Source organism: Labrenzia sp. PO1, from assembly GCF_012273635.1.
Taxonomy (GTDB): domain Bacteria; phylum Pseudomonadota; class Alphaproteobacteria; order Rhizobiales; family Stappiaceae; genus Roseibium; species Roseibium algicola.
The window spans coordinates 35,635-62,369 of the sequence record NZ_JAAXCR010000002.1 but is presented as its reverse complement, the minus strand read 5'-3'; the positions used below and the strand labels follow the sequence as shown (position 1 = coordinate 62,369).

The window sequence follows — 26,735 nt, the reverse complement described above, 5'->3', positions numbered from 1 at the left end:
TGAAGTTGATGTGCCGAAGAGCTTGCCTAACCTGCCTCGTTCAGCATTTCCAGCTCCAGCCACTGCTCTTCCGCAGCATCCTTTTCATTCGTGAGATCAGTAATTTGCTGGGATATCTTGGCAAATTTGTCAGGGTTCTTCACGTAGAGCTGCGGGTCGTTCATTTCCGCCTGAAGCGTTTCGAGACGTGCTTCAAGTTTCTCGATCGTGTCCGGCAGGGTTTTCAGAAGATGCTGCTGGGTGAAGCTCAGTTTTGATTTTGCCTGAGGCTTTTGCGGCGAAGCCTCTGGAGCGGAAGACTTTTCCTTCTTCACGGGCGCTGCCTTGTCGGCCTTGCGGGCGGTCACGCCTTCGCCGCGCTGTGCCAGCATGTCGGTGTAGCCACCGGCATATTCACGCCACAGGCCGTCGCCCTCCGAGACGATCACGGAGGTTGCCACCCGGTCGAGAAAATCGCGGTCGTGCGAGACGATCAGGGCCGTGCCGGGATAGTCGGCCAGCAGTTCCTGCAGCAGGTCAAGCGTTTCAAGGTCGAGGTCGTTGGTCGGTTCGTCGAGCACCATCAGGTTCGACTTGTTGGCCAGTGCCCGGGCGAGCATGGCGCGGGCGCGTTCACCACCCGACAGCACACCCACCGGCGTACGGGCCTGTTCCGGCGAGAACAGAAAGTCCTTCATGTAGGACATGACATGCTTGGTCTCGTCGCCGATCACCACCGTATCGCCGCGCCCGCCGGTCAGGACCGAGGACAGCGTGTCGTTGAGGTTCAGGTTCTCGCGCTTCTGGTCGAGTGTGACCATTTCCAGATTGGTGCCGAGCCGTGTCGTGCCCGTGTCCGGTGCCAGTTCGCCGGTCAGCATCTTCAGAAGCGTCGTCTTGCCGGCGCCGTTCGGGCCGACAAAACCGATCCTGTCACCGCGCTGGATGCGGGTCGAGAAGTCCTTGACGATGGCACGGTCGCCATAGGTCTTGGAAATGCCCTTGGCTTCGATCACCAGCTTGCCCGAAACTTCGGCATCCGTGGCAGCAAGCTTGGCGGTGCCTTGAGGCTCGCGATGTTCCCGCTTCTGTTTGCGAAGGTCGGCAAGCTCGCGCACGCGCCGCATATTGCGCTTGCGCCGGGCGGTGACACCGTAGGTCATCCAGTGCTCTTCGCGCTTGATCTTCTGCGCAAGTTTCTGCTGGTCGACCTCTTCCTGCTCGAACACCTCGTCGCGCCAGGCTTCGAAATGGGCAAAGCCCTTGTCGAGCCGGCGGGCGACGCCTCGGTCGATCCAGACAGTGGTGCGCGACAGGTTTTCCAGGAAGCGACGGTCGTGGGAAATCAGCACCAGGGCGGACTTCAGGCTCTTGAGCTCCTGTTCCAGCCATTCGATGGCGGGAAGGTCTAGGTGGTTGGTTGGCTCGTCGAGCAACAGGATATCCGGCTCGGGGGCGAGCGTCCGGGCGAGGGCAGCTCGGCGGGCTTCGCCGCCGGAAAGGGACTTCGGGTCTTCCGTGCCGCTAAGGCCCAGGACTTCCAGAAGATAAGCGCCGCGATAGGGATCGTCGCCCTCGGTCAGGCCTTCGTTGACATACTCCAGCGTGGAGGCATAGGCGGAAAGGTCTGGATCCTGCGGGAGATAGCGCACCGTGCGGCCGGGCTGGAAGAAGCGTTCGCCCTTGTCCATCTCCACCATGCCGGCAGCAATCTTCAAAAGGGTCGACTTGCCGGAGCCGTTGCGGCCGACAAGGCACATGCGCTCACCTTCGGAAACGGAAAGCTCGGCACCGGTAAGAAGTGGCGTGCCGCCAAAGGTCAGATGAACGTCGCGAAGTGTCAGCAGCGGTGGAGCCATGAGGGTCTTGTTTTCCCGGTCGGAATGTCGGATCGGCGCCCGGTTTACTGGCCGCGCGTGAACCGCGCAAGCGGCCCGGAAAGAACGCCCAGCATTTTTGATCTTGATCTGAGAGATTTTGGTGCCCGAATGCGTTATTCTGGGCAGCGTGTGGACAGGGGCGACCAACAGGCGCGGGGCGTGCGCCGACAGGAGAGAGCATCATGTCTGACCTGAACCTGGCGAAACGCGAAAGGGGCTCTCTTGCCCGCATGCGGTTTCGGATCTGTCTTGCCGCTGTCGCCATGTGTCTGGCCGGGGCAGTCGCCGGCTTGACCGGCACATCGCCCGCACGTGCCGACGGGATCTATTTCAATGGTGTCGGTATCGGCTTCGGTTTCGGCAATCGTGGCTATCGCGGCGGCGCCTTCTACGCACCTTATGGTCTTTACGGCCCGCCTTACCGTCCCTATGGCGCACCTTACTATTACCACCCCTACGACATGCGGGCCTATCCCTACCGGTCGCGGGTCTATGTGAACCCGCCGCGCTATCGTGGACAACCGCAGCGTGTCCCCTATACCAAGACTGGACTGGCTCCTTTTACCCCTCAGTGGACGGCCTATTGCGCGCGGAAATTCAAGTCTTTCAACCCTGATACGGGCATGTATCTGGCTCATAGTGGAAAGTATCGATTTTGCCGCTAGGATTGAAATATAATTGCGCGTGTTGAGGTCAAATTATTTGACCGCCGAGTAAAACAACGGAAAAATTTTCCGGTTTCGTTTAAAAACAAGCAAAAACATCGCCTTTTTGCGACTAAGGTCGAAATGTGCCGTTGGGGGATGCTTGATTGCTCGCAAAGAGCGTGGAATCTTGTGACCCATCGTTCCATTTGCTTCAACTATAACCCAAGAGGGGAGAGCGATATGTTCAAGTCCATGCGTGTGACAGCGCTTGCGGCTGCCTTGATGGCTGCTACATCTATTACTGCGGTTGCAGAGGTGGTCTACCACCGCGGCAACACTGCCGACCCGGAAACCCTGGATCAGCACAAGACCTCCACAACCTATGAAGCGCATATCCTGCGTGATCTTTACGAGGGCCTGGTTGCCTATGGCGCCGATGGCCAGATCATTCCGGGCGTGGCTTCGGAGTGGAAGGTTTCCGACGACGGCAAGACCTATACCTTCATGCTGCGCGATGATGCCAAGTGGTCCAATGGGGATCCGGTTGTTGCCGGCGATTTCGTCTTTTCGCTTCAGCGCATCATGAACCCGGAAACAGGCGCGAAATACGCCAACGTTCTGTATCCGATCCTGAACGCCGAAAAGGTCAACAAGGGCGAAGCCAAGCCGGAAGAACTCGGCGTGAAGGCGCTTGACGATCACACGCTCGAGATCGCTCTGGAGTCCCCGACGCCGTATTTCATTGACCTTCTGGGCCACCAGACCGGCCTTCCGGTCCATCCGGCTTCCGTTGAAAAATTCGGCTCCGATTTCGTGAAAGCCGAAAACATCGTCACCAACGGTGCCTTCACCCTCGCAGAATTCGTGCCGAACGCACATGTGAAAGCGGTCAAGAACCCGCATTTCCATGACGCCGATCAGGTGAAGATCGACACTGTCTTCTTCTATCCGACCGAAGACCGTGGCGCGGCTCTGCGCCGGTTCCAGGCCGGTGAGCTGCACACCAACAACGATGCGCCGACCGAGCAGGTCGCCTTCATGCGTGAGAACCTGGGCGACCAGTTCCACGTGGCGCCGTATCTGGGCACCTACTATTACGCGCTTAATCACGAAGACGAAGTCCTGAAGAACCCGGACGTCCGCCAGGCTCTGTCCATGGCGATTGACCGTGAGTTCCTGGCCGACGAAATCTGGGGCTCCACCATGGTGGCCGGCTATTCCTTCGTGCCGCCGGGCATCGGCAACTACGGTGAACCGGCCTATGCCGACTACAAGGACATGTCCCAGATCGACCGCGAAGAAAAAGCGATCGAACTTCTGACCAATGCCGGTTTCGGCCCGGACAATCCTGTCGAACTGACGATCAACTACAACACGTCCGAAAACCACAAGAATACGGCAGTCGCGATTGCCGACATGTGGAAACCTCTCGGCGTCAACGTCAAGCTGATCAACACCGACACCAAGACGCATTACGCCATGCTGCGTGACCGTCAGGACTTCGACGTCGCCCGCGCCGGCTGGATCGGCGACTACTCCGACCCGCAGAACTTCCTGTTCATGGTCGAGAGCGACAACGACGGCTTCAACTACGCCCGCTACAACAATCCTGAGTATGATGCACTCATGGACGAAGCGGCCGTCACGGTGGATCTGGAGAAGCGTGCGGACATCCTGAAGAAGGCTGAAGAGCTCTTCATGCGGGACCTGCCGTTCATTCCGATGATGTACTACGGTTCCATGAACCTGGTCTCCGACAAGATGGCAGGATTTGAGGACAACCTCCTCAACATCCATCCGTCCCGCTGGATGAGCATCTCCGAATAACCTGACAACATCGAGACCGGCAGGGCTTCCCTGCCGGTTCTTGCAAGGCGGCATCAATCAATCAAGATTGACCGAAAGACCGCCGTTTAACAAACAGAGGCAAAGCCTATGCTCCGATATGTCCTCGGACGATTGCTCGGCGCAATCCCGACGCTTTTTCTGATTGTCACGATTTCCTTTTTCCTCATCCGCATCGCACCGGGTGGACCGTTCGATCTGGAACGTCCCCTGGAAGCAAAGGTGATGGAAAACCTGAACAAGATCTACCATCTCAACGAGCCCCTGTGGAACCAGTACCTGCTGTACCTGCAGAGCGTGGCCCGTCTGGATTTCGGTCCGAGTTTCTACTTCCGCGACTTCTCGATCAATGAACTGTTTGCGGAAAGTCTTCCCATCTCCATCCAGCTGGGCTTGTCCGCGCTCTGCCTGGCTCTGGTGGTTGGCGGCTTCCTGGGCGTGGCGGCGGCGCTGCGCCAGAACAAACCGGCAGACTATTCGATCATGGCTGCGGCAACGCTCGGCGTCACGATCCCCAACTTCGTCGTTGCGCCGATCCTGACCCTGATCCTCGGCGTGTGGCTCGGCTGGTTGCCCGTGGGGGGCTGGAATGGCGGGGCTTTCGTCAACCGGGTGCTGCCGGTCGTGACACTCGCGCTGCCTCAGATCGCAGTCGTGGCACGTCTGACGCGCGGCTCGATGATCGAGGCGCTCAGGTCCAACCATGTTCGTACTGCAAGGGCCTATGGGCTGACCTCCTACATGATCGTGGTGGTGCATGCGCTCAGAGGGGCGATCCTGCCGGTCGTTTCCTATCTCGGCCCGGCTGCGGCAGCGCTGCTCACCGGTTCCGTCGTGATCGAAACCATCTTCGGTATCCCAGGCATCGGCCGCTACTTCGTGCAGGGCGCTCTCAACCGTGACTACACCCTGGTCATGGGGACGGTTGTTGTCGTTGCCTGCTTTGTTATCCTGTTCAACCTCGTCGTGGATCTGCTCTATGCGCTGCTCGATCCGCGTGTGCGCTACGACTGAGGAGGAGACGACTGTGACCCTCACTGCAACATCATCCACCGGGGCGCCTGCGAAGGGGCGTTCCCTGTGGGACGACGCGCGCGACCGGTTGCTTGCCAACCGTGCGGCGGTCGCCTCCATCATCGTGCTTCTGACAATCGGCCTGATCTCGATCCTTGGTCCGATCCTTTCTCCCCATCACTACGACACAGTCTATCGTGACTACGTGAAGGTGCCGGCCAGCCTGGAGGCCTATCCGAAGCCTGAGCAGGTCGAGCCTGGTTTCATGTCCTCCGCCAAACGGGCGCGTCTGACCGTGGATGCGTTTGAGCGCGAAGGCGACACGATTGTCGCCAAGGTCACCTCCAGCCGGGATATCGATCCCCGGTCCGTGCTGTATTTTGACCGCAGCGACCTGTTCAGGAATACCGAGCTGACAGACATGTCCGCAGACAACAAGTCTGCAACGGTCAGGGCCGACATCAACTTCATGCATTTCTATTTCGGCACCGACGCCAATGGTCGTGACATGATGACCCGGACCTTCATCGCCGGCCGCGTGTCGCTGACCATCGGTCTGTTGGCGACCATCGTCGCGATATCGATCGGTGTTCTCTACGGGGCGACTTCAGGATATCTAGGTGGCCGGGTCGACCAGATGATGATGCGCGTCGTGGATATCCTCTATTCGCTGCCGTTCATCTTCTTCGTGATCATGCTCGTCGTGTTCTTCGGCCGGAACTTCATCCTGATGTTCATCGCCGTCGGTGCCGTGGAATGGCTCGACATGGCGCGCATCGTGCGCGGGCAGACGCTGACCATCAAACGCCAGGAATATGTGCAGGCGGCGGAAGCGCTCGGTGTGGCCGATGGCGGTATCGTGCGCCGGCACATCATCCCGAATACGCTTGGTCCGGTCGTGGTCTACATGACCCTTCTGGTGCCGAAGGTGATCCTGCTGGAAAGTTTCCTGTCCTTCCTTGGCCTCGGCATTCAGGAGCCGATGACCAGCTGGGGCGTGTTGATTTCCGAAGGCGCGCGAAATCTGCAAGGGGCTCCCTGGATGCTGATTTTCCCGTCCATCTTCCTGACATCGACCCTGTTTGCGCTGAACTTCATCGGCGACGGCCTGCGCGATGCCCTGGACCCGAAGGACCGGTGAGGAGAAGACCATGACCAGCGAAACCAAGAAAACGGTCCTCTCAATCAAGGATCTGAAGGTCGACTTTGAAACCGCGACGGGTACCGTCAATGCGGTTCAGGGCGTCGACATTCACGTCCAGGCGGGTGAAACCGTCGCGATCGTCGGGGAAAGCGGCTCGGGCAAGAGCCAGACCATGATGGCGGCTATGGGCCTGCTGGCGTCCAACGGGCGCACACGCGGCGAGGTGATCTACGAAGGCCGGAATATTCTCGGCTTGCCGGTGGGCAAGCTCAACAAGATCCGCGGTGCCAAGATCACCATGATCTTCCAGGAGCCGATGACCTCGCTCGACCCGCTTTACACCATCGGACGGCAGCTGGCCGAGCCCATGGTCGTTCATGGCGGATTGTCGTGGAAAGCGGCCAAGGCAAAGGCCCTCGAGCTTCTGAAACTCGTCAACATTCCCGAGCCGGAACGCAAGATCAACGCCTATCCGTACGAGATGTCAGGCGGCCAGCGCCAGCGTGTGATGATCGCAATGTCGCTTGCCAACGATCCAGACGTGCTGATTGCCGACGAGCCGACCACTGCGCTCGATGTCACCACACAGGCGCAGATCCTGGACCTTCTGGCGGATCTGCAAAAGCGGCTCGGCATGGCGGTGATCTTCATCACCCATGATCTGGGTATCGTTCGCCGTATCGCGGACCGGGTCTATGTCATGAAGACCGGTGAAGTGGTGGAAAGCGGCGAGACCGGGCAGATCTTCACCCGGCCTGCGCATCCCTACACAAAGATGCTTCTGGATGCGGAGCCGACAGGTCACAAGCTGCCGGTGCCGGACAGCGCGCCTGTTCTGCTGGAAGCGCAGAAGGTCGAAGTGGAATTCGAGCTTGATTCCGGTTTCCTGAAGCCCAAGCATGTGTTGCGTGCGGTTGACGACATCAGTTTCTCGCTGCGCAAGGGCCAGACACTGGGCATCGTCGGCGAAAGTGGCTCTGGCAAGTCCACCCTCGGTCGTGCAGTGCTGAACCTGTTGCCGGCCGGTGGCCGGGTGGTGTTCCACGGACAGCAGATCACCGGCAAGAACCGTTCCGAAATGCGCGCGCTTCGCAAGGACATGCAGCTTATCTTCCAGGACCCTTTCGGGTCTTTGTCCCCGCGTATGACGGTTGGCCAGATCATTTCCGAAGGGTTGATGGTGCACGAACCCTCACTCAACGCCCGCCAGCGGGATGAGCGCGCCTGCAAGGCACTTGACGAAGTGTCACTCGACCCGGTCATGCGCAATCGCTATCCGCACGAGTTTTCGGGCGGACAGCGTCAGCGCATCGCGATTGCCCGCACCATGGTTCTGAAGCCGGAACTGGTCGTGCTCGACGAACCGACCTCGGCTCTCGATCGGACAATCCAGAAGCAGGTGGTGGAACTGCTGCGTGACCTGCAGAAGGCTCATGACCTGACCTATCTGTTCATCAGTCATGACCTTGCCGTCGTGCGCGCGCTGTCCGACACGGTGATGGTGATGCAACGTGGCAAGGTTGTGGAAGCGGGGTCCGCCGACGCGATCTTCGAGGCGCCTAAGTGCGATTACACCAAGGAGCTGATCGGGGCCGCAATGCTGACCCAGCAGCAAATGATGGAAAGCGCCTGAGGGTGAACCCTCAAAAAGCATCTCGGGTGCGCGGGCGGTCAATCCAAAGCGGTTGGCCGCCCGCAACCTGTGGGCTCCCGGCCTGTGTGAGCGGGAAGGTCGGTTGAGCTTAGCCTAGCGCCAATTGAAGCCAGCTGCCTGAACAGGCAACGCGTCGAACTGGTCCTGCAATTCCACGATATCCGTACCGTAAAAGTGTGGAGCCAGCAAAACTGCGCTCGACAGGATATGAGCTCGAAGAGCCGTCAGCGTCGCGTCGACATCATGAGCTTCCAGCGCTTCGATGACGGACCGGTGCGGGGTCACATTCGGCCTGGTCCATGACTGTTCGGAACGCGGTCTCGAAAGCATGACCCGTTGCAGGATCATGAAGGTCCTGACCAGCATAGGATCCAGAACCGGCATCCGGGCAATTCTGAAGAGTTTCAGATGCAGGGCACGGTCGATTTCCGCACAGCCGAACACGTCCCGCTTGTCGCGGCAGGCTTCGAACTGGTCTTCAAGGTCATAGAGCTCGTTCACCTGGTCCTTGGTGACATGTTTGACCGCTTCCACGACGCCGGTCGATTCAATGTCGATGCGCAGTTTCAGCATCAGACGGGCTTCTAGCGGGCTCGGATCTGTGACGTAGGTGCCTTGATAGCCGCGGCGAACAACGAGGCCGCATTCCTGAAGCAGCATGAGCGCTTCACGGATTGTGCTCTGCGAGCAGCCATAGTCCTGGGCAAGGGATTGTTCTGTAATCGGGCTTTCCGAGGTCATTTCCCCGGTCAGGATCTGGCGTTTGAGGTCCTGATAGACTGCATCGGACTTGCGCGCGCGCTTGCCCCTGTTTTCCGCTTGAACCGGCGAACGTCTGTCCGCGGTAAGTAATACATTCACGTCGCTGCCCCCCACTGGCATCGCGTCTGAATGGCAACGCAAAGAAAGACCACAGCCGACAAATATCGCCGTCTGCAATCTCGCGTTTTTTTCTCCATCCGGCCATCCGCTGGTGCGAAGGAACGGTCAATGGGACGTGCCAACCACGCACAACCGCCTGAATACTGCAACCTGCCTGCATCTTGTGCCACCGATGAGGGTGGGTCTTGAACGTGCAGTTCAGGTGGAATTCCGGATCTAATATTTAGACGGCTGCCAAAAAATAACAATAAATGCATTGTTTCTCCGCCCGTCCACAAATGCAATCGCTAACTGTTTACGCATGGTAACAAGTTTGCGAGGCGGGCGGAGTGATCTTGATCAAAGGCGAGAAAGGCCCGTTCAGCCGGCAGCTTTCTCCAGTGCGGAGATCCAGTTTTTCCAGGCGATCTTCTCCAGTACCGGTGTATTGAAGCCGCGGCCGTCGAGCTCTTCCATCAGACGGGACAGACCGGTGACGTCGCCAATGTCGCGCGGCAGGACACAGCCGTCGAAATCCGAGCCGAGAGCCACGCTGTCTTCGCCGAGGCGGTCAACCAGATAGGCTGCATGGTCGGCAATGACCGAAAGCGGCGTGTCACGCGAATGACCGCCGTCCTTGCGAAGGAAGGCAACGTGGAAATTGATGCCGACGAGACCTCCGCTTTCCTTGATGGCATCAAGCTGCTTGTCCGTCAGATTACGGCTGCTTTCGCAAATCTTGTGAACATTGGAGTGGCTGGCAACGATCGGCCGTTCTGTAATGCGCGCCAGGTCCCAGAAACCCTTTTCGTTCAGATGGGACACATCAAGCAGCACCCCGAGCTGGTTGCAGGCGCGAACCAGATCGCGTCCCGCACCGGTCAGGCCGGGGCCGATATCCGGTGAAGCCGGGTGCGCCATCGGCACACCGTATCCGAAATCATTCTCTCGGCTCCACACCAGTCCAAGTGAGCGCAGACCGCGGCCGTAGAGTTCCTCCAGCGCATAGAGGTTGGTATCGATGGCTTCGGCACCTTCAATGTGAAGGCTTATGGCAATCTGGCCGGTTTCGATCGCTGTACGGTTCTCGTCCGGCGTTCTGCAAATGACGACATTGCCTTCCGACTGGGCTTCGATCTGCTCGGCCCGTTCCAGCATACGTTTTGTGAAATCAAACGCGCTCTTCTGCGGTACGGGCTGATAGTTGGCAGGGTCCTTCGGGTTGAAGGGGCGGGTGAAGTCCTGTTCCGGGTTGGAAGGTACGAACATGGCGAAAAGCCCGCCGGCAAATCCGGCTTCCTGCGCCCGCACCATGTCGATGTGGCCTGTGGTCGAGCGGTCAAAGAAACTGCGCTCGGTGCCTTTCATGGCCTCGATTTCGAGTTTCAGGAGTGTGTCGTTGTGACCATCGAAGACGGGAAAAGGCGACTTTGAAACGTTTGTCTGCACGGAAGGACCTTGAGTGTGGGGTGGGCCGGAGAAGGTCGGCTGGGAATAATCTAAGGATTCATCTGAAGAATGTAAGGCAGTTCGGCGAATGTGACTTGCAACTGTTGAAAACCTGTCTCAAGAAGGAGCCAGAATTTGTGGAGGTCTCATGAAGCGTTCCAATTCGCCGCTCGATGTTGACAGTTCGCCAGCAGGTGGCGCGATGAACAGGCGTGGTTTCCTGGCCGCCGGCCTGGTGCTTACGGCAGCCGGCCTTGCAGGATGTCAGTCCGCCGGGCTGGTTGGTCTGCCGGATCAGGCCGATCTGCCGGACGAGCAGTTCGACTATGCGGCTGCCTATGCGGCATGGCCCGATGGCGATTACACCTGGCCGGCCATCAACTACAAGAATTTCGACCAGAAGTACTGGCGGCAGATCGTGGAGTACAAAACCCGCGAGCGGCCCGGAACCATCATCGTCGATCCTTATAACAACTTCCTGTACTGGACGCTCGGCAACGGCAAGGCGCTGCGCTATGGCATCGGTGTGGGCAAGGCCGGGTTCGCTTGGTCGGGCGAGGCAAAGATCCGCGTCAAGCGGCCTCATCCGATCTGGCGCCCTCCACGCGAAATGATTGCCCGCAAGCCGTCTCTGGAGCGTTATTGGGAAAAGGGCTACCCGCCCGGTCTGAAGAACCCGCTGGGCGCGCGCGCCATGGATCTGTGGCAAGGCGCCACTGACACGCTTTACCGTATCCACGGCACCAACCAGCCGAACTCCATCGGCAAGAGTGTGTCTTCGGGCTGTATCCGCATGTGGCAGCAGGACGTGATCGACCTGTACAGCCGCGTGCCGCTGCAGACAAAGGTGGTCGTGCTCAGCAAGGACCCCAACGCGGACGCCTAAGCAGTCACGCTGATGGAAATGGAAAAGGGCGGTACCTGTCGGTGCCGCCTTTTTTGTCGAGTGGTTTCAGGCGGCTCTGATTAGGGCCACGTCGTGGAACACGGCAGAGAAATGACAGACCGCGGCGGCCAGTACGAAGGCGTGCCAGATCGCATTCTGGAATGGCAGGCGTTTCCAGGCATAGAAGGCTGTTCCAACCGTATAAAGCAGCCCGCCCGCCAGGATCATGTAAAACCCGAATGCGGATGCTTTTTCGATCAGCGGATTGACGGCAAAAACGACCACCCAGCCTAGCGCGAGGTAGATGGGGACAGTGAGGCGATCAAGCCCGGTCAGATGTGCCAGCTTGACGATGGCCCCGGCCAGCGCACCGGTCCACACGACAGCCAGCAGCACGCCGCCCGTCCATCCGCCGATGATCATTGCCGCCAGGGGGGTGTAAGTGCCCGCGATCATCAGGAAGATGGCCGCGTGGTCGAGCCGCCTCAGGATCCCTGTCTTGTGGTCTTTCGCCAGCATGTTGTAGAGCGCGGAACAGATCAGCATCGCCATCAGGCAGGCAGCATAGATCATGACAGTGACCTGCCGGGCAGGGTCACCCGCGTTCCAGAGCGTGGCTGCCAGGACAATGGTTGCCGTCAGCCCCAGGCAGATGCCGATCACATGAACGGCACCGTCGGCGACGAATTCTGCAAAGGTCTGCGGTCTGATTGTCGGCATCAAGTATCCCTCGGTCGTTCGGAGTGCGATTGCGTGGTCCAATTCCTCTCAGCGAAGGTGCGGATAATTTGACGAAGCAAATTCGCAACGCCGAGGAGGACCAATCGGTCTCAAACCATTTCAGCACCATTTATGGCCTCACACCCTAAAGCATGGCGTGAAAGTTTTATGAAAGCTTGATGGTGGCAGGCCGCATTTCCCCGGACTTGCCCAAAATTCTCAGACTTGCTTTAAAATTGGGCACCACTGGTATCAAATACATCCTTCCTGATTGCCCGCCATTTCGGAACGCTGCGATGATGAACCATCTCTTTGACGCCCTGACCGCCTTCATACCGGATCGGTCCAAGGTCTTTCTCGAAACACTGGACGGCGGGAAGATAACCTACGCGGACATGTTCGCGCGGTCTGCGCAATATGCCGGTGCCCTCCAGAAACTGGGTGTCAAAGCGGGAGACCGGGTTGCTGTCCAGGTGGAAAAGACGCCCGATACCCTGATGCTCTATCTCGGCACGATCCGTGCCGGTGGCGTATTTCTGCCTCTGAACACTGCCTATACCCCTGCCGAAATCGGTTATTTCGTTGGTGATGCGGAACCGGCTGTCTTTGTCTGCGACCCGGCCAGGGCCGACGAGCTGGCCGGAACGGCGCAAAAGGCCGGCGCACGATTGCACACGCTCGATCAGAACGGGGAGGGCAGCCTCAGTCTACTCGCAGACCAGATGCCGACGGACTATGACAACCGTCCGCGTGAAGACGACGATCTGGCGGCCATCCTCTATACGTCCGGTACTACGGGACGTTCCAAGGGAGCGATGCTCACGCATGGAAATCTGGCGTCGAATTCGCAGACCATGGTGAAATACTGGCAGTTCACCGAAGACGATGTGCTGTTGCACGCCCTGCCGATTTTCCACACTCACGGGCTGTTCGTTGCCACCAACTGTCTGATGATGGCAGGCGGTTCCATGTTGTTCCTGCCGAAGTTCGACCTGGATCAGGTTCTTGCCGCTCTGCCGAAAGCAACAGCCATGATGGGCGTTCCGACATTCTATACGCGCCTGCTGGCATCGGACCGGTTCACGCGGGATGTGGCAGCCCACATGCGCCTGTTCATTTCAGGGTCAGCCCCGCTCTCGGCGGAGGTGCACAAGGAGTTTCGAGAGCGCACCGGACACGCAATCCTGGAGCGTTACGGCATGACCGAAACCAACATGAACACTTCCAATCCCTATGACGGTGCACGTCGGCCGGGAACGGTTGGATTTCCTCTGCCCGGGGTCGGGCTTCGTGTCGTCGATGCCAGAACCGGGCGAGAGCTGCCGGACGGAGAGGTCGGCATCATCGAGATCAAGGGGCCCAACGTGTTTCTGGGATACTGGCGAATGCCGGAAAAGACGGCACAGGAATTTCGGGCAGACGGCTATTTCATCACCGGCGACATGGGGCGCGTCGACGAAGACGGTTATGTTTCCATCGTCGGCAGGTCCAAGGATCTGATTATCAGTGGTGGTTTCAACGTTTATCCGGCCGAGGTTGAAGCGCTGCTGGACGAACTGCCGGGCGTCGCCGAAAGCGCGGTGATCGGCGTGCCGCATCCCGATTTTGGAGAGGCGGTGGTCGCCGTGCTGGCACCGAAACCGGGAGCCGCACTGGGCCAGGACGCCGTTCAAGCCTCCTTGAACGATCGTCTGGCGAAGTTCAAGCAACCCAAGAAGGTCCACATTCTGGAGGCCTTGCCGCGGAACACCATGGGCAAGATCCAGAAAAACGTGCTGCGTGAACGGTTCAGCGGCGATTTCGGCTGATCACGCCATCTTGCACTCACTCGCCAATCCCGCTTTTTTCGAGAAGGTCGAGACCTTTCAGCGTTGCCTCGCATGCAAGCCACAAGGATTTCTCTGAATGGACAACCTTGCTCAGCGTGTTGATGCCGATCATCAGCGTCTGAACCGCAAGTGCATTGCTGCGAATGTCATAGTCCTTCGGTAGTTCGCCGGTTTCGACACCCAGCTTGAGCAGTCTTTCCAACCGTTCCAGACTTCCGAAGATAACTTCTGCCAACACCGGCCCCAGTTCGGGATGGCTGCTGCAGAGTTCGCTAATTGCGTTGACAGCCATGCAGCCGCGCCATTCCGGGTCGCGGGCCCGCAGGCGGCATATGTCCTGAAAGAATTCAGTGATTACGCCACGCACCAGCTTGTTGGAATTGTCGTGAGCCAGAACCCTGTCCGGCGAGACCCGGGTGTAGCGGGCAAGCACTTCCTTGAACAGCTGCTCCTGGGAGCCGAAGGCGTTGTAGAAGCTCGATCGGGTTATCCCGAGAACCTCCGCGAGCGATTTGACGGAATTGTTGCGATAGCCTGTCTGCCAGATCTGGTTCATCACCACATCGAGCGCGTCTTCCCTGTCGAATTTGGACGGTCGTGCCATCGCCCTCGTCTCACGAACATGTTACGCGGATAGTTTTGTTCACATATGGACAAAACGCTTGTTCCAGTTTTATACACAAGTGATCAAAACGTAGCAAGTTCAAGCGCTGTCACGGACTGACGGGACGCCTGGTGCGGTTCCCTCCAGTCGCGTCGGCGCCCCTGAAGACCACCTCGTTTCTTTTCCTCAGCCCAAGCTTTGAAGGAGCATAAGGCATGTTTGAGTACCACACCCCTGAAACTGCACCGCAAGGATCTCTGGACCTGCTCGAGAGGTCGAAGAAGGATTACGGCTTCTATCCGAAACTGCACCAGGTGATGGCCGAAGCCCCTTCCGTCTATGAAGCCTATCTGGAAACGTTCCGGCTTTTCACTCAAGCCACGGATCTGTCACCGACCGAGCAGCAGGTCGTGATGATGACAGTGAACTACCTCAACGAATGTCACTACTGCATGGCAGGGCACACCATGCTGATGAAGATGGTGAAGGTGCCGGATGATGCGATTGCCGCCTTGCGCGTTGGAGGACGCCTGAACGACCCGAAACTGGAAGCGCTTCGCGTCTATACGCGAACCCTCGTCGAGCAGCGTGGACATATCGGTGACGATGCGTTGAAGGCATTTCTTGCTGCGGGTTATTCCAAACGGCAGGCACTTGAAGTTCTTGTCGGCATCGCCGCCAAGACCTTGTCGAACTTCACCAACGCGCTTGCTCACACTGAGCTGGATGAGCCAGTCAAGCAATTTGCCTGGAAGAAGGAACCGGAAGTGGCGTGACCTTCCAGGTCGCTTGTTCCGGCACCCGGGAGCACTCAGCTCCCGGGTGCTGAATGGTAAGCTGGTGCATCATTGGCGAATGACCTGAAGCCATAGGCGCAGCACAGGGCGATCAGTACACCCATCACCCAGAAGATGGAGCCGAACCCTGCCTCCATGGCCAGCAGCACGCTGCCCATTGTGACACCGAGTGTTCCTCCAACCAGACGCGCCGTGATGACCAGGCCACTGACTTCTCCCTGCTTTTCCGAAGGGACCGCGTTGGCGGTGATCCGCCCGGTCGGGATCATCGCAAAGGGAAGGGCAATTCCCCAGACCAGAAGAGCCGGGGCTAGCGCCAGATAGTTTTCCGCAAGGGTGAGTGTGCCGATAGCAATGTTGGCCAGAGCCAGAACCGCGAGGGCAATCAGAACCGGCTTGCGCGAACCGTGCCTGTCTCCCAACTTGCCGGCGGGTGCTGACAGGAAGGGAAACGGAAAAACGGCGACGACAGTTGCGAGACCTGCCGCCAGCGCCGTGAATTTCATGTCGAGCTGCAGGAAATGGGGCACGAAGATCGCAACGACGATCTTGTTCATCTGTGTCAGAAGGATCACGAGAACACTGGCGTGAAACGCCTTCAGTCGAAACAGGTGCACATCGATCAGCGGCATCCGTTGCCTGGCTTCAAAGGCTACGAAAAACACGATCCCGGCAATTCCGGCCAGCAAGCTGCCCAGGATCAGTGGCGTCGTCCAGCCAAAGTCGGGACCTTCCATCAGGCCGAAAATGATCCCCGTCATGCCAACAAGCAACAGGAACAGACCTATCCGATCTATGAGCGGGCGGGCAGGCGTTTGCTGCGGCGGTTGCCAGAACAGGCAGGCAAGCACAGTTCCAACAGCGACAATGGGAATGTTGACCCAAAAGACCCAACGCCAGGAAAGAAAATCAGTCAGGACACCGCCCAGCAGCGGTCCCGCGGCCAGGAATATCGTTGCCATCCCCGCCAGAATGCCGATTGCACGGCCCCGTTCTGCCTTGTCGAAAGTGAGGGTCGCGGCTGCGAGCGTCATCGGGAACATCACTGCTGCGCAAAGGCCCTGGACGATGCGCATGCCGATCAGCAGTTCAGGTCCGTTTGAAAATCCGGCCAGAAGACTGGCGAGCGCAAACACACTGGCGCTGACAATTAGGGCAGGGCGCAACCCGAAAAGGTCGATCGCCTTGCCGCCGATAGCGGCGAAGCAGGTGAACGTCAGCATGTAGGCGTTGATGATCCAGTGGGTCAGTGTCGGCGAAAGCCCCATCTCGGACCGGATTGCCGGAAGTGAAACGCCAAGGATTGTCTCGTCCAGCATCACCAGGCCGCCAAGCGTACCCATGGCCAGAACAAGCCCGCGTTTGCGATCCTTTTCGGAGAGTGAAGCCACTGCCTGTCTCCCCCGTTCGCCGGAAATTACCGGCTTTTCCCCTTCTCCCCTTGAAAAGCTTACGAAGGTTACTGTTTCGCGCCTAGGTTTTTTTCAATTCCGACCCTGCAGTTTGACCCGTTCCGCCGAAGGCAAGCGTCGACAAGGCCCTGTCGGACTGGTGGCTCCAGGCGGTCAAGGCAGATGAGAGGCGTGCCGCCGGACTGTCCTGCGGGTCCGAGGCGCGACGAACACACCACCAGTCCAGCGAAACGCCACCTTCGGCAATCGGGCGGGAAACCAGCGTCCCATCAGCCAGCTCCGGCTCGATGGCCCACTTGCTGAAGATGGCAACGCCGAACTTGGCGCGCACCAGATCGATCACGGCTTCCGGTGTCGGCATCGGGGTCAACCGCCGGAACGGCTGGGTGGGGGCGCCAAGCAGGGTTGTCCAGTCAAATCCGGGTTCTGCGGTCAGCGGATAAACGAAGAAACGCTCATCGCCCATGTTCTCGCTGTTGACGACAGGCTCTGCGGCAAGCGGGTGATTATGCGCCAGCACCGCGACAATCGGGTCCGTGCCCAGCTTCACCGCGCGCAGCGAGGCAAGTGCCGGTTCGCGGCCGAAAACCAGCGAAACATCCACGGAACCGTCGAGGAGCGAGGCCAGGGGATGCGCCGTCGCACGCGATGACAGATCGACCGACAGTTTCGGGTCGGCCGTGTCCAGGTATTCCAGAAACGCGGGAAACCAGTGATAGCGACTGTAGGTTGCCTGGCCGAGGCGAACGAGGATCCTGGCGTCCCTTGCCGAGGCTTCAAGATCCTGCTCCAGACGAAACAACTCGCCCAGAAAGGTCTCGCCCAGATGCCGCAGACGCTCGCCCTCCGGCGTCAGTTCAATCCGGTTCTCGGCGCGGCGTGCCAGAACCACCCCCAGGCGGCGCTCTGCTTCCCGCAGCCTGTGTGAAGCTGCGGACTGGGTCACGCCGAGACGCGTGGCGGACGCGGTCATGCTGCCGGTCTCGCCAAGCGCGGAAAGAAGGGTCAAGTGATGGAGGGCCAGTCGAGGGATCATATTTGTATGAAAGCATTTCATGAACTGAATGAAAACTAGGAATTTTGTTTGCTCATCGTTGCGCGGTATCGACAAGGCATGAGCAACATCACCTTTCCTCACATCAGCCTTGGGACAACTGGAGCTACACTCGTCATTGCAGCCTCCGCAGCCTGTTTCGGGCTCGTGCCGATCTTCGTGCGGGAGCTTCAGGGACTGGGCGCCGGCCCGGCCACAATCGCGCTATATCGTTACGGCTTTTCCGTCCTGTTCCTGCTTCCCTTTCTGCCGTTCGAGAAGCGCAAACGAGGCGGCGCCCTGTTGATGGCGGGGGCGGGTCTGGTGCTGGGTCTCAGCCTGATCGGCCATCTGGAGGCGATCCGCGTGGCACCCGTTGCCGCTGCCGGTGTCGTCTACATGTCCTATCCGGTTTTCGCGGCCCTCTTTGCCTGGGTTCTGCTCAGGCAAGCGTTGACTTGGAGATCGTTTGCCTCGGCAGGTCTGGTTATCCTGGCAGCCGGGCTGCTGCTCGATCCGTCGTCGTTATCTCCCGAGGCACTGCAGGCACTATTATGGGCCATTCCTGCTCCCATCGCGTTCGGCTTTCTGATTGTTGTCCTCAGCGGGCTGGCAGGCGAGTTGAATTCGCTGGAACGGACGGCTTGCGGACTTTCCGGGTCCGTCATTGGTTTGTTGCCCCTCGCGATCAATGAAGGGCAGGGCTCAGTTCTGCCGGCAAGCACCGGCCAGTGGGGCCTCATCGTCGCCATGGGACTTGGAACGGCTCTTATTCCGCAGATCCTCTATACGATCGCCTGTCAGAAGGTTGGGCCTGTTCGCACCGCGGCTGCGGGAAGTTTCGAGCTGCCGACCATGTTTCTGGTCGGCTGGCTGGTCTTTGGCGAAGCAATTGGCTTGAGGGAGTTGCTGTCCGCAGCCGTGGTGTTGTCGGCAATCCTGATCGCGCCATCCATCGGGGCAGGACCGCGATTGGACCGGGAAGTGGCACCGACAACATAAATCTTGGAGGAAAGTATCTTGATATCGAGATAAAAATCACCTATCTCCTGTTCAGCCCGATGGATATTTGCCCGGAATAGACTGGAGACACTGCTCATGACTGCCCGTACACCCGATCATCCGATTGAAAACCTGTTCGTCGACCGTTGGTCACCGCGTGCCTTTGACCGGTCGATGATCGAGGAAGCGGATCTGAAAACCATTCTGGAGGCCGCCCGCTGGTCGCCGTCTGCCTTCAACATCCAGCCTTGGCGTTTCGTCTATGCCCGCAGGGGCGATGCCGACTGGCAGGTCCTGGTCGATCTTCTCAACCCGTTCAACCGCGACTGGGCGCAACACGCCTCCGCACTTGTCTATCTGTTTTCCGACAGCGAAGTGGACGGCAAGGACGGTAAACCGAACAGAGCCAACGGCTTGCACACTTTCGATGCCGGTTCAGCCTGGGCGCATGCGGCCCTGCAGGCAACCGCACTCGGTTTTCATGCGCATGGCATGGCCGGGATCCTGAAAGACGAGATCCACGAAAAACTCGGTGTGCCAGAACGCTATCTGCCGCAGATTGCCATTGCCATTGGCCGGCGGGGGGACACAGCAGAGCTGCCTGAAACCTTGCAGGAACGCGAAACTCCAAGCAGCCGCAAACCACTGGCTGAAATCGCTTTCGCAGGTGCCTGGGCCTGACCGCCGAGGTCGGCACACAATCACGTTCCCAAAAAGGCAGCGGGTTGTTTCCGCTGCCTTTTTGCTGCGGCAATCTGCAAGGGGTTTTTCCGGTGGCAGCAGGTATAGGTTTGGCAAGTCGAATTTGCTGGAGGGAGCCAGGACATGGCCATGACCGACAAACTGCCGGAAGAAAGTCTCCTCAATACCTATAGGGTGGCCGACGATTATCTCGACACCTTTTCCATCCCGATCCGCGGACGGGAAGACCTGTTGACCGCAGATATGCGCGTACTTGCCGAACGCATTCTGATGGCAGAAATCGGTTGGGTGACTGCGCTTCTCTCGTTCCGCGACAAGCTTGCAGGGCTCGTCGGCATGAAGACAACGAAGGCTCTGGCGCAGGAACAAGGCGCCGATAACATCATCTGCAAGGGCGAGGGCGACCGGATCGGTTTCTTCAAGATCTATTCGGTTTCAGAAGATGAGATCATTCTGGGCGAGAACGACTGGCACCAGGATTTCCGTGTCTCCGTGTTCCGCAAAAGGGGAGGAGCCGCGCGGATCTATGTCTCGACCTGCTGCAAACGGCATAACCTGGCCGGTCATGCCTATCTTGCGATGATCCTGCCGTTGCACAAGATGATCGTCAAAACCCAGCTTTCCAGGGGGACAGCCCTCCAGCACTGGGCAACTCAGAACGCCAGGTGACCCGTTTTTCTCCAGACGCGGGCGCCCTGGGTTGTCGTGATTTCCTGCCGGGTTCCCGCCGGCAGGCGTATCCAGGTACCTTGATCGTGGCGGCCGCTCTGGTCTTCGAAACTGCCTTCAACGACAAAATACTCCGCTCCGCCCGGGAAGGTTTGCGGAGCCAGTCTGGCGCCTCTTTCCCAGTCGAGCATCACCACTTCCTCTTCCGGCCGGATGAACAGCGGCAGGATGCTTTCTCCGGGTCTGCCGGCCTGCCAGCCGCTGGGGTCCAGAGTGTTCACCCGGACAAAGGCATCATCGTCAGGCTGCATCTGACGTAATTTCACAAGGATGACGGCGCCAGGTTCGCTCGAAGGCACATGGCTGGAGCCCGGAGGATTGCGCACATACATGCCTTTGGGAAAATCCCCGCTTTCATCCGAGAAAACGCCGTCCAGAACCAGAAATTCTTCACCCATGTCATGCTTGTGGGCGGAAAAGGCAGAGCCGGGAGCGTACCTGACCAGACTGGTGGCTCGCGCGACCTCTTCACCATCGCGCTCCAGCATCCTTCGCTCCACACCTGCCATTGGTGAGGGCACCCAGTCGAGCGTGGCGCTGTCGACGATTGCAGGCTGCGTCAGGTCTGCATGAATTTTCATCCGGTCCATCCCAATATGATTCTTATTATGTTCACATGGGGCAGGATATCCCCATTTGGAAGGGGACAGATTTGAACTCGTTGTGAAGCCTTTCAGGCATTGCAAGCAATCGAGCGAGCCAAATCAGAGCCTGCATATTTCTCGCGGCTGCCCGGGCCTCAGGACGGGCTGGCCTGGGACTGACCCTCCCCATCGCGTTCCGGCCACAAAAGGCGGTCATATTCTCCGGTGTCGCGAAGCTTCCTCAAACCTTGGTTGAACCGGGTGCACAGTTCCTCACCGCTTTCGATGTTCCTGGAAACGATTACGCGGTAGTCCCAAAGGACGTTGACGTTTTCCAACGACTTGAAACGCGCGGTCTCCTCGGGAGAAAAAGCGTCAGCCAATGCATCGGCAGCCACCTCTCCGTTGCCCATGACCACATCGACACGCCCTACATCAAGCATCTTGAAAAGGTCTGCCAGGGAACTTTGGCGATAGACGGTGATCTGATCTGCGGTAACCAGTTTATCCAGGTCCTCCCCAAGGGCTGCACCGTCTAGTGCGCCAAGGCTCAATCCGCTGAGGTCCTGCACATTTTGCGCATTCACAGGTCGGTCTGACGAATAGAAGAATTGCTCGCGCTCAACCAGAACCGCGTCGCAGAAATGAAAGAAAGGTTCTCGCTCAGCGGTTTTGCCCCAACCTGCGGAAGCCTGCCAGCGGCCGGATTGGGCTTCCAGCAAGGCACGTTTCCAGGGAAAGAAGCCGTACTCCACCGTAAGGCCTTCAAGTTCGAAGGCCTTTGCGACGACCTTGGCGTAGGTTCCGTATCCTTCGTCACTTTCGGAAAAATAAGGGGGCCACTCACCGACGGCAATACGGACGATATCGGCTTTGGCGGGATGCACCGCAAGCGCAAGGATCGACAACACAGCGCCGGCAAGCAGCGTTTTGAGTTGTATTAAAACGAGCCGGCACGAAGAGCCTGCCAATCCATTGACTGTCACAGCGATTTCCCTGAAAAAGCTCCCGTTCTACCAACCTTAGCACAGAAGTCCTGCGTGGCACCTGGCAAAGCCGACATTGCTTAACGCAGGCCCGAACCGGATTTGCGGCCTCTTCTGGAGGCAGCCTGTCACTTAAAGGTTGCTATTCGGTGGAATTCTGGGAAAACCCGGCTTTCCCGGCAGGCTGGCTTTGCAAGTGGCACGGAATCGTGCTGACTACCGCACTGCACGAAATCCAGAAAACGGAGAAGCCGCAGCGCTGCCGAGGCTGCAAGAAAAGTGGTCGCATGACGGTACAAATCGATATCGGGGAAATGACAGGCGGCGCACGCGCCGGTCTTGATCTGGAAGAACTGCTGGCAACGCGCCTTCTGGTGCAGGGCAATTCCGGCTCGGGAAAGTCGCATCTCCTGCGCCGGCTTCTTGAACAGTCCGCGAGCTGGGTCCAGCAGGCCATTATCGATCCCGAAGGCGACTTCGTGTCTCTGGCAGATAAGTTCGGCCATGTCGTTGTCGATGCGGTCGGCACCGAAAAGGATCTTCAGATGATCGCCGCACGGGTGCGCCAGCACCGGGTGTCGGTGGTACTCAATCTGGAAGGCCTTGATGCAGACCGGCAAATGAAAGCGGCTGCAACCTTTCTCGACGGCCTGTTCGATGCGGACCGCGATCTCTGGTATCCGATGCTGGTCATCGTTGATGAAGCACAGCTGTTTGCGCCTGCCGCCGCCGGCGAGGTGACCGAGGAGGCCCGGCGCCGTTCCCTCGGAGCCATGACCAACCTGATGTGCCGCGGTCGCAAACGCGGACTGGCTGGCGTCATTGCCACCCAGCGTCTCGCCAAGCTTGCCAAGAACGTCGCCGCAGAAGCGTCCAACTTCCTGATGGGCCGTACGTTCCTGGATATCGACATGGCGCGTGCTGCCGACCTTCTCGGCATGGAGCGGCGTCAGGCCGAAAGTTTCAGAAATCTCGACAGGGGCCACTTCATCGCTCTCGGACCGGCCATGTCGCGCCGTCCCGTTCCGGTCAAGATCGGCCCGGTGGAGACCATGGGGCGGGGCGGAACACACAAATTGCTACCACTGCCGGAGCAGCCCAAGGAAGACGCCAAGGATCTGATCTTCACGCCGGGAGCTGACGAAGTTCAGCCGGTTCGCCAGCGTTTCGTCGAGCCTATGGTTTCGACCGGCGACGTGCTCGATCAGCTCAGCAGTGCAGAACGAGCTAGCGCTGAAGACGTGCCACAGGCTGAGAGCCTGCTCGATTTTGGCGAACGCGAGCAGAAAATTTCGGAAATCATTGCAGGTATTCTGGAAGACGAGGAAGCTGCGTTCCAGCCGATTGCAACGCTGTATCAGGACTTCCAGGTCCGCTGCCGCATTTCCAAATTGGCGGGCGGCGCACCGGACCTGCAGACTTTCCGAGAAAAGCTCTCCGTTGCCCGTGCGGGCGTCGAAAAGGGCGAAATGGACGACGGAGCCTGGGCCCAGGCGGAACTGATCGCCTCCGAACTGCCGGAAGACATGCGCGGTGTGTACCTGTTGCTGGCAAAGGCCGCGATCGCGAAGGCGCCATGTCCCGGCAACATTGAAATTGCCACCGCCTACGGCACACGGTCTCCCGGCAGGGCGCGCTGGCTGTTGAGCCATATGGAAGAACGCGGATTTCTTGTCTGCGCCACCGACTTGCGCGGCAATCGTATCGTGACGCTGACCGACCTTGGCTGGCAGACGGCACCGGGTGACGAAGCCGCCGCCTGACGCGGCCTTTGCAGCACACTGACTGGCGAGTTGGCAAACTTTCGCGCATGCTTCTGCAGAAGACTGCAAGGGAGGCAAACATGACGCTGGAAGAGACCATCGACATCTATTGTGCAGCCTGGTCTGAACGTGACCCATCCTATCGGCAGGATCTGCTCGGCAGGTCCGTAGCGGAAGACGTCAGATACACGGACCCGGAAACCGATGTGACCGGTATCGCTGCGCTGGTTGACCACATCTCCGGCGTTCTGGCCAAAAGGGTCGGTGCGAAGATCCTTCGGACCAGCAGTGTCGACAGCCACCACGGTTCAGCGCGGTTTGCCTGGCAGATGGTCAATGCGGACGGAACGGTGCTGCCGGAAGGACTTGATGTCGTCTGGATTGACGACCAAAGCGGCAAGCTGAGCGCGGTCTTCGGCTTCTTCGGGCCACTGAAGCGGGAAGGGTGACTGGCAATGGTTCCACGCCAGATCTCGCGCAGTTCACGCAGGCACTGAAATCTGAACGCTCTTCAAGTGCAGTCTGCTCTTTGGGGACCGAAAGTCCGCACGGCAATGACAATCAAATCGCCGGACGCATCCTGCGGCCCGGCTCAGTCCTGTTTGCTTCTGCCGGTTTCGATGCCAGCAGATAGTCGAGTTGTGAAAGCTCCACCGAAATGCCGTCGATCGTGCGTGTGAGCACGCTTTCCAGATAACTGCCGCCAGGAGACCTGTCTCGGATCGCGATAGCCCGCTCCCGCGCCTTGCGCAAGTAAAGCATCATGGTGCGGACCTCGCCGCGCGTGACGGAGGTCAGTTGTTCCGTGCCTGGCGTCGACGCGGCAGCGGAGGAAACAGCGCAGGAATGCGCAACAGCAGTGTCGGCGAGCCGCATCGATCTTCTCCAGTGTTCCTGTTTTGTTCTTTTTACGTCAGCTCGTATTTTCATTCAAGAGTGGAATCTCAATTCGGCCATTTCCGAGAACGGGAAATATGCCGGACAGAACAAAAAAACCGGGCTCGCACAAGGGTTTGGGCGAACCCGGTTCGTGAAGTTATGTGCCTGACTTAAGCGGCGCGAACGCGGCTCAGGAAGTCTGCAATGGTGGCCTGCAAGCCTTGGGCATGTTCGGAAACCGACTGGGAGACCGACAGGACGTCGGCTGCCGAGCTGCTGGTTTCCTCGGCTGCCTGCATCACGTCGCCAACGCTGTTGCTCATGTCGCTGGTGCAGCTGGCTGCCTGCTGGACATTGTGGCTGATCTCGTTGGTGGCATCACCCTGCTGCGAGATCGCCGCGGCAATGGCTGCCGTGAACTGGTTGACCTCTTCCATTGTGCTGGCGATTTCCTGGATCGAGCCGACGGCATTGCGTGTCGAGGACTGGATACCGGTGACCTGCGTGGAGATTTCTTCCGTCGCCTTGGCGGTTTGCGTGGCCAGTTCCTTCACTTCCGCGGCAACCACCGCAAAGCCCTTGCCGGCTTCTCCGGCGCGAGCGGCTTCGATGGTGGCGTTCAGCGCCAGCAAGTTGGTCTGTTCTGCGATCGCCTGGATGAGGCTGACCACTTCACCGATCTTCTGCGCGGCGCTGTCGAGGCTTCCGACCTTGTCGTTGGAATCGTTGGCGGCACGGGTAGCGCTCGTGACGACTTCCTTCGTCTGGCCGATCTGGCGACCGATTTCGGAAATCGAGGCGGACAGCTCTTCAGCGGCGGAGGCCACTGTCTGGACGCTGCTCTGTGCAACTTCGGAAGATCCGGCAACCGAAGAAACCTTGGCGGAAGTGTCGCGCGCGATCGCATCGAGAGACGCCGCGGTCTGCTCCATGCGCTTGCTGTTGCCGCTGACCTGGTCGAGAACGGCGTGGACGTCGCGCTCGAAAGTTTCGATCAGGGCTTCGACAGTCTTCTGGCGCTCCAGCTGGCTGTGTTGGGCCTGCTCGGTGTCGTTCTGCAGCGACCGCCGTTCGGTTTCGTTTTCAACGAAGATTTCCAGCGCACCGGCCATCTGGCCGATTTCGTCCTTGCGGTCGAGATAGGCCACCGGCGTATCGACATCGCCCTCGGCAAGCTTGCGCATGCGAGCGGTCAGCATCTGCACCGGTCCGGCAATTGTCGAACCAAGCATCCACATCAGGAACGTGCCGGCTACCAGCAGGCCGAGGGCGAGCAGCAGGCTCATCTGCATGGTGGAATTGGCGCTTGCCAGAAGTTCGCTCTCGTCAACGGCGACAACGATGAACCAGTGTTGGCCGGTGCCGTCCAGTTCGAAGCCCTTGATGGCTTCCACGGTACCGTTTTCGGTCGTGAAGGCAGCTTCATTCTTGATCGACTGGATCTTGCCGACCATTGCCGCATCGGCCTTCTGGCCGAGGAGGGCTGCGTCCGGATGGGACACCCAGACACCGGTTTCGCTGAGAAGGCCGACATAGCCGCTTTCATAGGTCTGGCCGGCGCTCACCGCCTTCTGCAGGCCTTCCAGCGACACGTCGATGGTGGCGCCACCGATGCCGCGTCCGGAAGCATCCTTGATCGGCGAGGAGGCTGTCGCCATCAGCACGTCGACATTATTGACCGGGTAGAGATAGGGCTCGGTGACCGTGTCGTGGCCCAGGTTCTTCGGCTTGTCGTACCACTCTTCAGAGCCGCTATCGCCACCGAACAGGAGCGGTTCCCAGGCGACTTTTGTACCGTCGTTATAGAAATACGGAATGAAGCGTCCCTTGTCGTCGGAGAAGTTGGCGCCTGCATTGTCCGCGTCATTGCCGGCCATGTCCGGTTCCAGGATCGCACCGCCGCCGACAAAATGTTTGTTCTGGCTGATCTGGTGCTGCATCACGGCTGCATAGGCGTTGCGATCGCTAACGCCGGCTTGCTGCATTCCCTCCAGGGCATCGGCCGCAGCGCGGGCCGCAAGCTGTGCCTGTGCCAGTGTCTTGCCGGCATCCAGAGCAAGTGCCTCGGCAGTCTTGCGGATGAGATCTTCACCCGATTTTTGCGACGTGGCCTGGGTCATGAAGGTGACGGCAAGAATAAGCGTCAGGAATCCAACCAGGAACACGCCGCTCGAGGCGAAAAAGATTCGATTTCTAAGAGACATGAAAAGCTCCAACGGTGAGACTGCGGGAACCCTAGGAGACGCACGTAAAGCAAAGCTTACGTTCTGCGGCTTTTTTGCATTGCGGCAGGAGAAAAACCGGCGCGTTCGCAAAAGCATCGACATGCCGCTTGA

Annotated in this window: 24 protein-coding genes; 13 read left to right on the top strand and 11 right to left on the bottom strand. The window is 58.9% G+C overall.

What is annotated here, in order from left to right; genetic code table 11:
* Positions 1 to 26: 26 nt before the first annotated feature.
* On the bottom strand, positions 27 to 1,838 hold the full coding sequence (locus HCG46_RS08240) for an ATP-binding cassette domain-containing protein (RefSeq protein WP_168685699.1): 1,812 nt from the start codon (positions 1,836 to 1,838) through the stop codon (positions 27 to 29).
* Between the two features lie 203 nt (positions 1,839 to 2,041).
* Here HCG46_RS08240 and HCG46_RS08235 point away from each other — a divergent pair, with 203 nt between their 5' ends.
* The 5 genes from HCG46_RS08235 to HCG46_RS08215 all read left to right on the top strand — a co-directional run bounded on the left by HCG46_RS08235 (position 2,042) and on the right by HCG46_RS08215 (position 8,142).
* Entirely contained in the window at positions 2,042 to 2,524 is a 483-nt protein-coding gene (locus tag HCG46_RS08235) for a BA14K family protein (RefSeq protein WP_168685690.1), read from the top strand.
* Between the two features lie 222 nt (positions 2,525 to 2,746).
* A complete protein-coding gene (locus HCG46_RS08230; RefSeq protein WP_062489583.1) occupies positions 2,747 to 4,333 on the top strand; it encodes a peptide ABC transporter substrate-binding protein in 1,587 nt (528 codons plus the stop codon).
* A gap of 108 nt (positions 4,334 to 4,441) precedes the next feature.
* Complete coding sequence (gene oppB / locus HCG46_RS08225; protein ID WP_031268981.1) at positions 4,442 to 5,365, top strand: oligopeptide ABC transporter permease OppB; 924 nt, start codon at positions 4,442 to 4,444, stop codon at positions 5,363 to 5,365.
* Positions 5,366 to 5,378: 13 nt separating this feature from the next.
* A complete protein-coding gene (locus HCG46_RS08220) occupies positions 5,379 to 6,506 on the top strand; it encodes an ABC transporter permease subunit (RefSeq protein ID WP_168685688.1) in 1,128 nt (375 codons plus the stop codon).
* A 10-nt stretch (positions 6,507 to 6,516) separates the two neighbouring features.
* Positions 6,517 to 8,142, top strand: a complete 1,626-nt coding sequence (locus tag HCG46_RS08215) for an ABC transporter ATP-binding protein (RefSeq protein WP_209009416.1) — start codon at positions 6,517 to 6,519, stop codon at positions 8,140 to 8,142.
* Between the two features lie 114 nt (positions 8,143 to 8,256).
* On the opposite strand, the gene HCG46_RS08210 is transcribed toward HCG46_RS08215, so the two are convergent.
* Both HCG46_RS08210 and HCG46_RS08205 read right to left on the bottom strand, forming a co-directional pair.
* The gene (locus HCG46_RS08210; RefSeq protein ID WP_161633233.1) at positions 8,257 to 9,024 is read right to left on the bottom strand and encodes a GntR family transcriptional regulator; all 768 of its coding nucleotides are present in this window, start codon (positions 9,022 to 9,024) and stop codon (positions 8,257 to 8,259) included.
* Positions 9,025 to 9,405: 381 nt separating this feature from the next.
* Positions 9,406 to 10,473, bottom strand: a complete 1,068-nt coding sequence (locus HCG46_RS08205) for a dipeptidase (RefSeq protein WP_077290455.1) — start codon at positions 10,471 to 10,473, stop codon at positions 9,406 to 9,408.
* 148 nt (positions 10,474 to 10,621) lie between these two features.
* Between HCG46_RS08205 and HCG46_RS08200 the strand changes: the two genes are divergently transcribed.
* Entirely contained in the window at positions 10,622 to 11,359 is a 738-nt protein-coding gene (locus HCG46_RS08200) for a L,D-transpeptidase (protein WP_023000057.1), read from the top strand.
* Positions 11,360 to 11,425: 66 nt separating this feature from the next.
* Here the strand turns inward: HCG46_RS08200 and HCG46_RS08195 are convergent, their stop codons facing one another.
* Positions 11,426 to 12,079 (bottom strand): hemolysin III family protein, encoded by a 654-nt coding sequence (locus tag HCG46_RS08195; protein ID WP_023000058.1) that lies wholly within the window; start codon positions 12,077 to 12,079, stop codon positions 11,426 to 11,428.
* A gap of 296 nt (positions 12,080 to 12,375) precedes the next feature.
* Here HCG46_RS08195 and HCG46_RS08190 point away from each other — a divergent pair, with 296 nt between their 5' ends.
* Positions 12,376 to 13,887, top strand: coding sequence for a malonyl-CoA synthase (locus tag HCG46_RS08190; RefSeq protein ID WP_168685684.1), 1,512 nt, complete (start codon positions 12,376 to 12,378; stop codon positions 13,885 to 13,887).
* Positions 13,888 to 13,903: 16 nt separating this feature from the next.
* Here HCG46_RS08190 and HCG46_RS08185 read toward each other — a convergent pair whose 3' ends face one another.
* A complete protein-coding gene (locus HCG46_RS08185; RefSeq protein ID WP_152507198.1) occupies positions 13,904 to 14,512 on the bottom strand; it encodes a TetR/AcrR family transcriptional regulator in 609 nt (202 codons plus the stop codon).
* Positions 14,513 to 14,727: 215 nt separating this feature from the next.
* Here HCG46_RS08185 and HCG46_RS08180 point away from each other — a divergent pair, with 215 nt between their 5' ends.
* On the top strand, positions 14,728 to 15,288 hold the full coding sequence (locus HCG46_RS08180) for a carboxymuconolactone decarboxylase family protein (protein ID WP_168685682.1): 561 nt from the start codon (positions 14,728 to 14,730) through the stop codon (positions 15,286 to 15,288).
* A 35-nt stretch (positions 15,289 to 15,323) separates the two neighbouring features.
* Here HCG46_RS08180 and HCG46_RS08175 read toward each other — a convergent pair whose 3' ends face one another.
* Positions 15,324 to 16,700 (bottom strand): DHA2 family efflux MFS transporter permease subunit, encoded by a 1,377-nt coding sequence (locus tag HCG46_RS08175; RefSeq protein ID WP_168685680.1) that lies wholly within the window; start codon positions 16,698 to 16,700, stop codon positions 15,324 to 15,326.
* An 82-nt stretch (positions 16,701 to 16,782) separates the two neighbouring features.
* Positions 16,783 to 17,730 (bottom strand): LysR family transcriptional regulator, encoded by a 948-nt coding sequence (locus HCG46_RS08170; protein WP_168685678.1) that lies wholly within the window; start codon positions 17,728 to 17,730, stop codon positions 16,783 to 16,785.
* Between the two features lie 105 nt (positions 17,731 to 17,835).
* Between HCG46_RS08170 and HCG46_RS08165 the strand changes: the two genes are divergently transcribed.
* From HCG46_RS08165 to HCG46_RS08155, 3 genes are all read left to right on the top strand, one after another.
* Positions 17,836 to 18,756: a DMT family transporter gene (locus HCG46_RS08165; protein WP_168685676.1), complete on the top strand. Its 921-nt coding sequence runs from the start codon at positions 17,836 to 17,838 to the stop codon at positions 18,754 to 18,756.
* Between the two features lie 96 nt (positions 18,757 to 18,852).
* The gene (locus HCG46_RS08160) at positions 18,853 to 19,437 is read left to right on the top strand and encodes a nitroreductase family protein (RefSeq protein WP_168685674.1); all 585 of its coding nucleotides are present in this window, start codon (positions 18,853 to 18,855) and stop codon (positions 19,435 to 19,437) included.
* A gap of 150 nt (positions 19,438 to 19,587) precedes the next feature.
* A complete protein-coding gene (locus HCG46_RS08155) occupies positions 19,588 to 20,127 on the top strand; it encodes a DUF2867 domain-containing protein (RefSeq protein ID WP_209009414.1) in 540 nt (179 codons plus the stop codon).
* On the opposite strand, the gene HCG46_RS08150 is transcribed toward HCG46_RS08155, so the two are convergent.
* Together HCG46_RS08150 and HCG46_RS08145 are read right to left on the bottom strand one after the other, a co-directional pair.
* Entirely contained in the window at positions 20,112 to 20,768 is a 657-nt protein-coding gene (locus HCG46_RS08150; RefSeq protein WP_055659505.1) for a cupin domain-containing protein, read from the bottom strand. The genes HCG46_RS08155 and HCG46_RS08150 overlap by 16 nt on opposite strands.
* A gap of 158 nt (positions 20,769 to 20,926) precedes the next feature.
* Positions 20,927 to 21,757 carry a transporter substrate-binding domain-containing protein gene (locus HCG46_RS08145; protein WP_161633234.1) on the bottom strand — a complete coding sequence of 277 codons (831 nt, stop codon included), beginning with the start codon at positions 21,755 to 21,757 and terminating at the stop codon, positions 20,927 to 20,929.
* Between the two features lie 287 nt (positions 21,758 to 22,044).
* Here HCG46_RS08145 and HCG46_RS08140 point away from each other — a divergent pair, with 287 nt between their 5' ends.
* Positions 22,045 to 23,520 carry an ATP-binding protein gene (locus tag HCG46_RS08140; RefSeq protein ID WP_075284179.1) on the top strand — a complete coding sequence of 492 codons (1,476 nt, stop codon included), beginning with the start codon at positions 22,045 to 22,047 and terminating at the stop codon, positions 23,518 to 23,520.
* Between the two features lie 80 nt (positions 23,521 to 23,600).
* Entirely contained in the window at positions 23,601 to 23,969 is a 369-nt protein-coding gene (locus HCG46_RS08135) for a nuclear transport factor 2 family protein (RefSeq protein WP_168685670.1), read from the top strand.
* A gap of 112 nt (positions 23,970 to 24,081) precedes the next feature.
* Here HCG46_RS08135 and HCG46_RS08130 read toward each other — a convergent pair whose 3' ends face one another.
* The gene (locus tag HCG46_RS08130; RefSeq protein ID WP_055658570.1) at positions 24,082 to 24,396 is read right to left on the bottom strand and encodes a hypothetical protein; all 315 of its coding nucleotides are present in this window, start codon (positions 24,394 to 24,396) and stop codon (positions 24,082 to 24,084) included.
* Between the two features lie 173 nt (positions 24,397 to 24,569).
* On the bottom strand, positions 24,570 to 26,603 hold the full coding sequence (locus HCG46_RS08125) for a methyl-accepting chemotaxis protein (protein WP_168685668.1): 2,034 nt from the start codon (positions 26,601 to 26,603) through the stop codon (positions 24,570 to 24,572).
* Between the last annotated feature and the right edge of the window lie 132 nt (positions 26,604 to 26,735).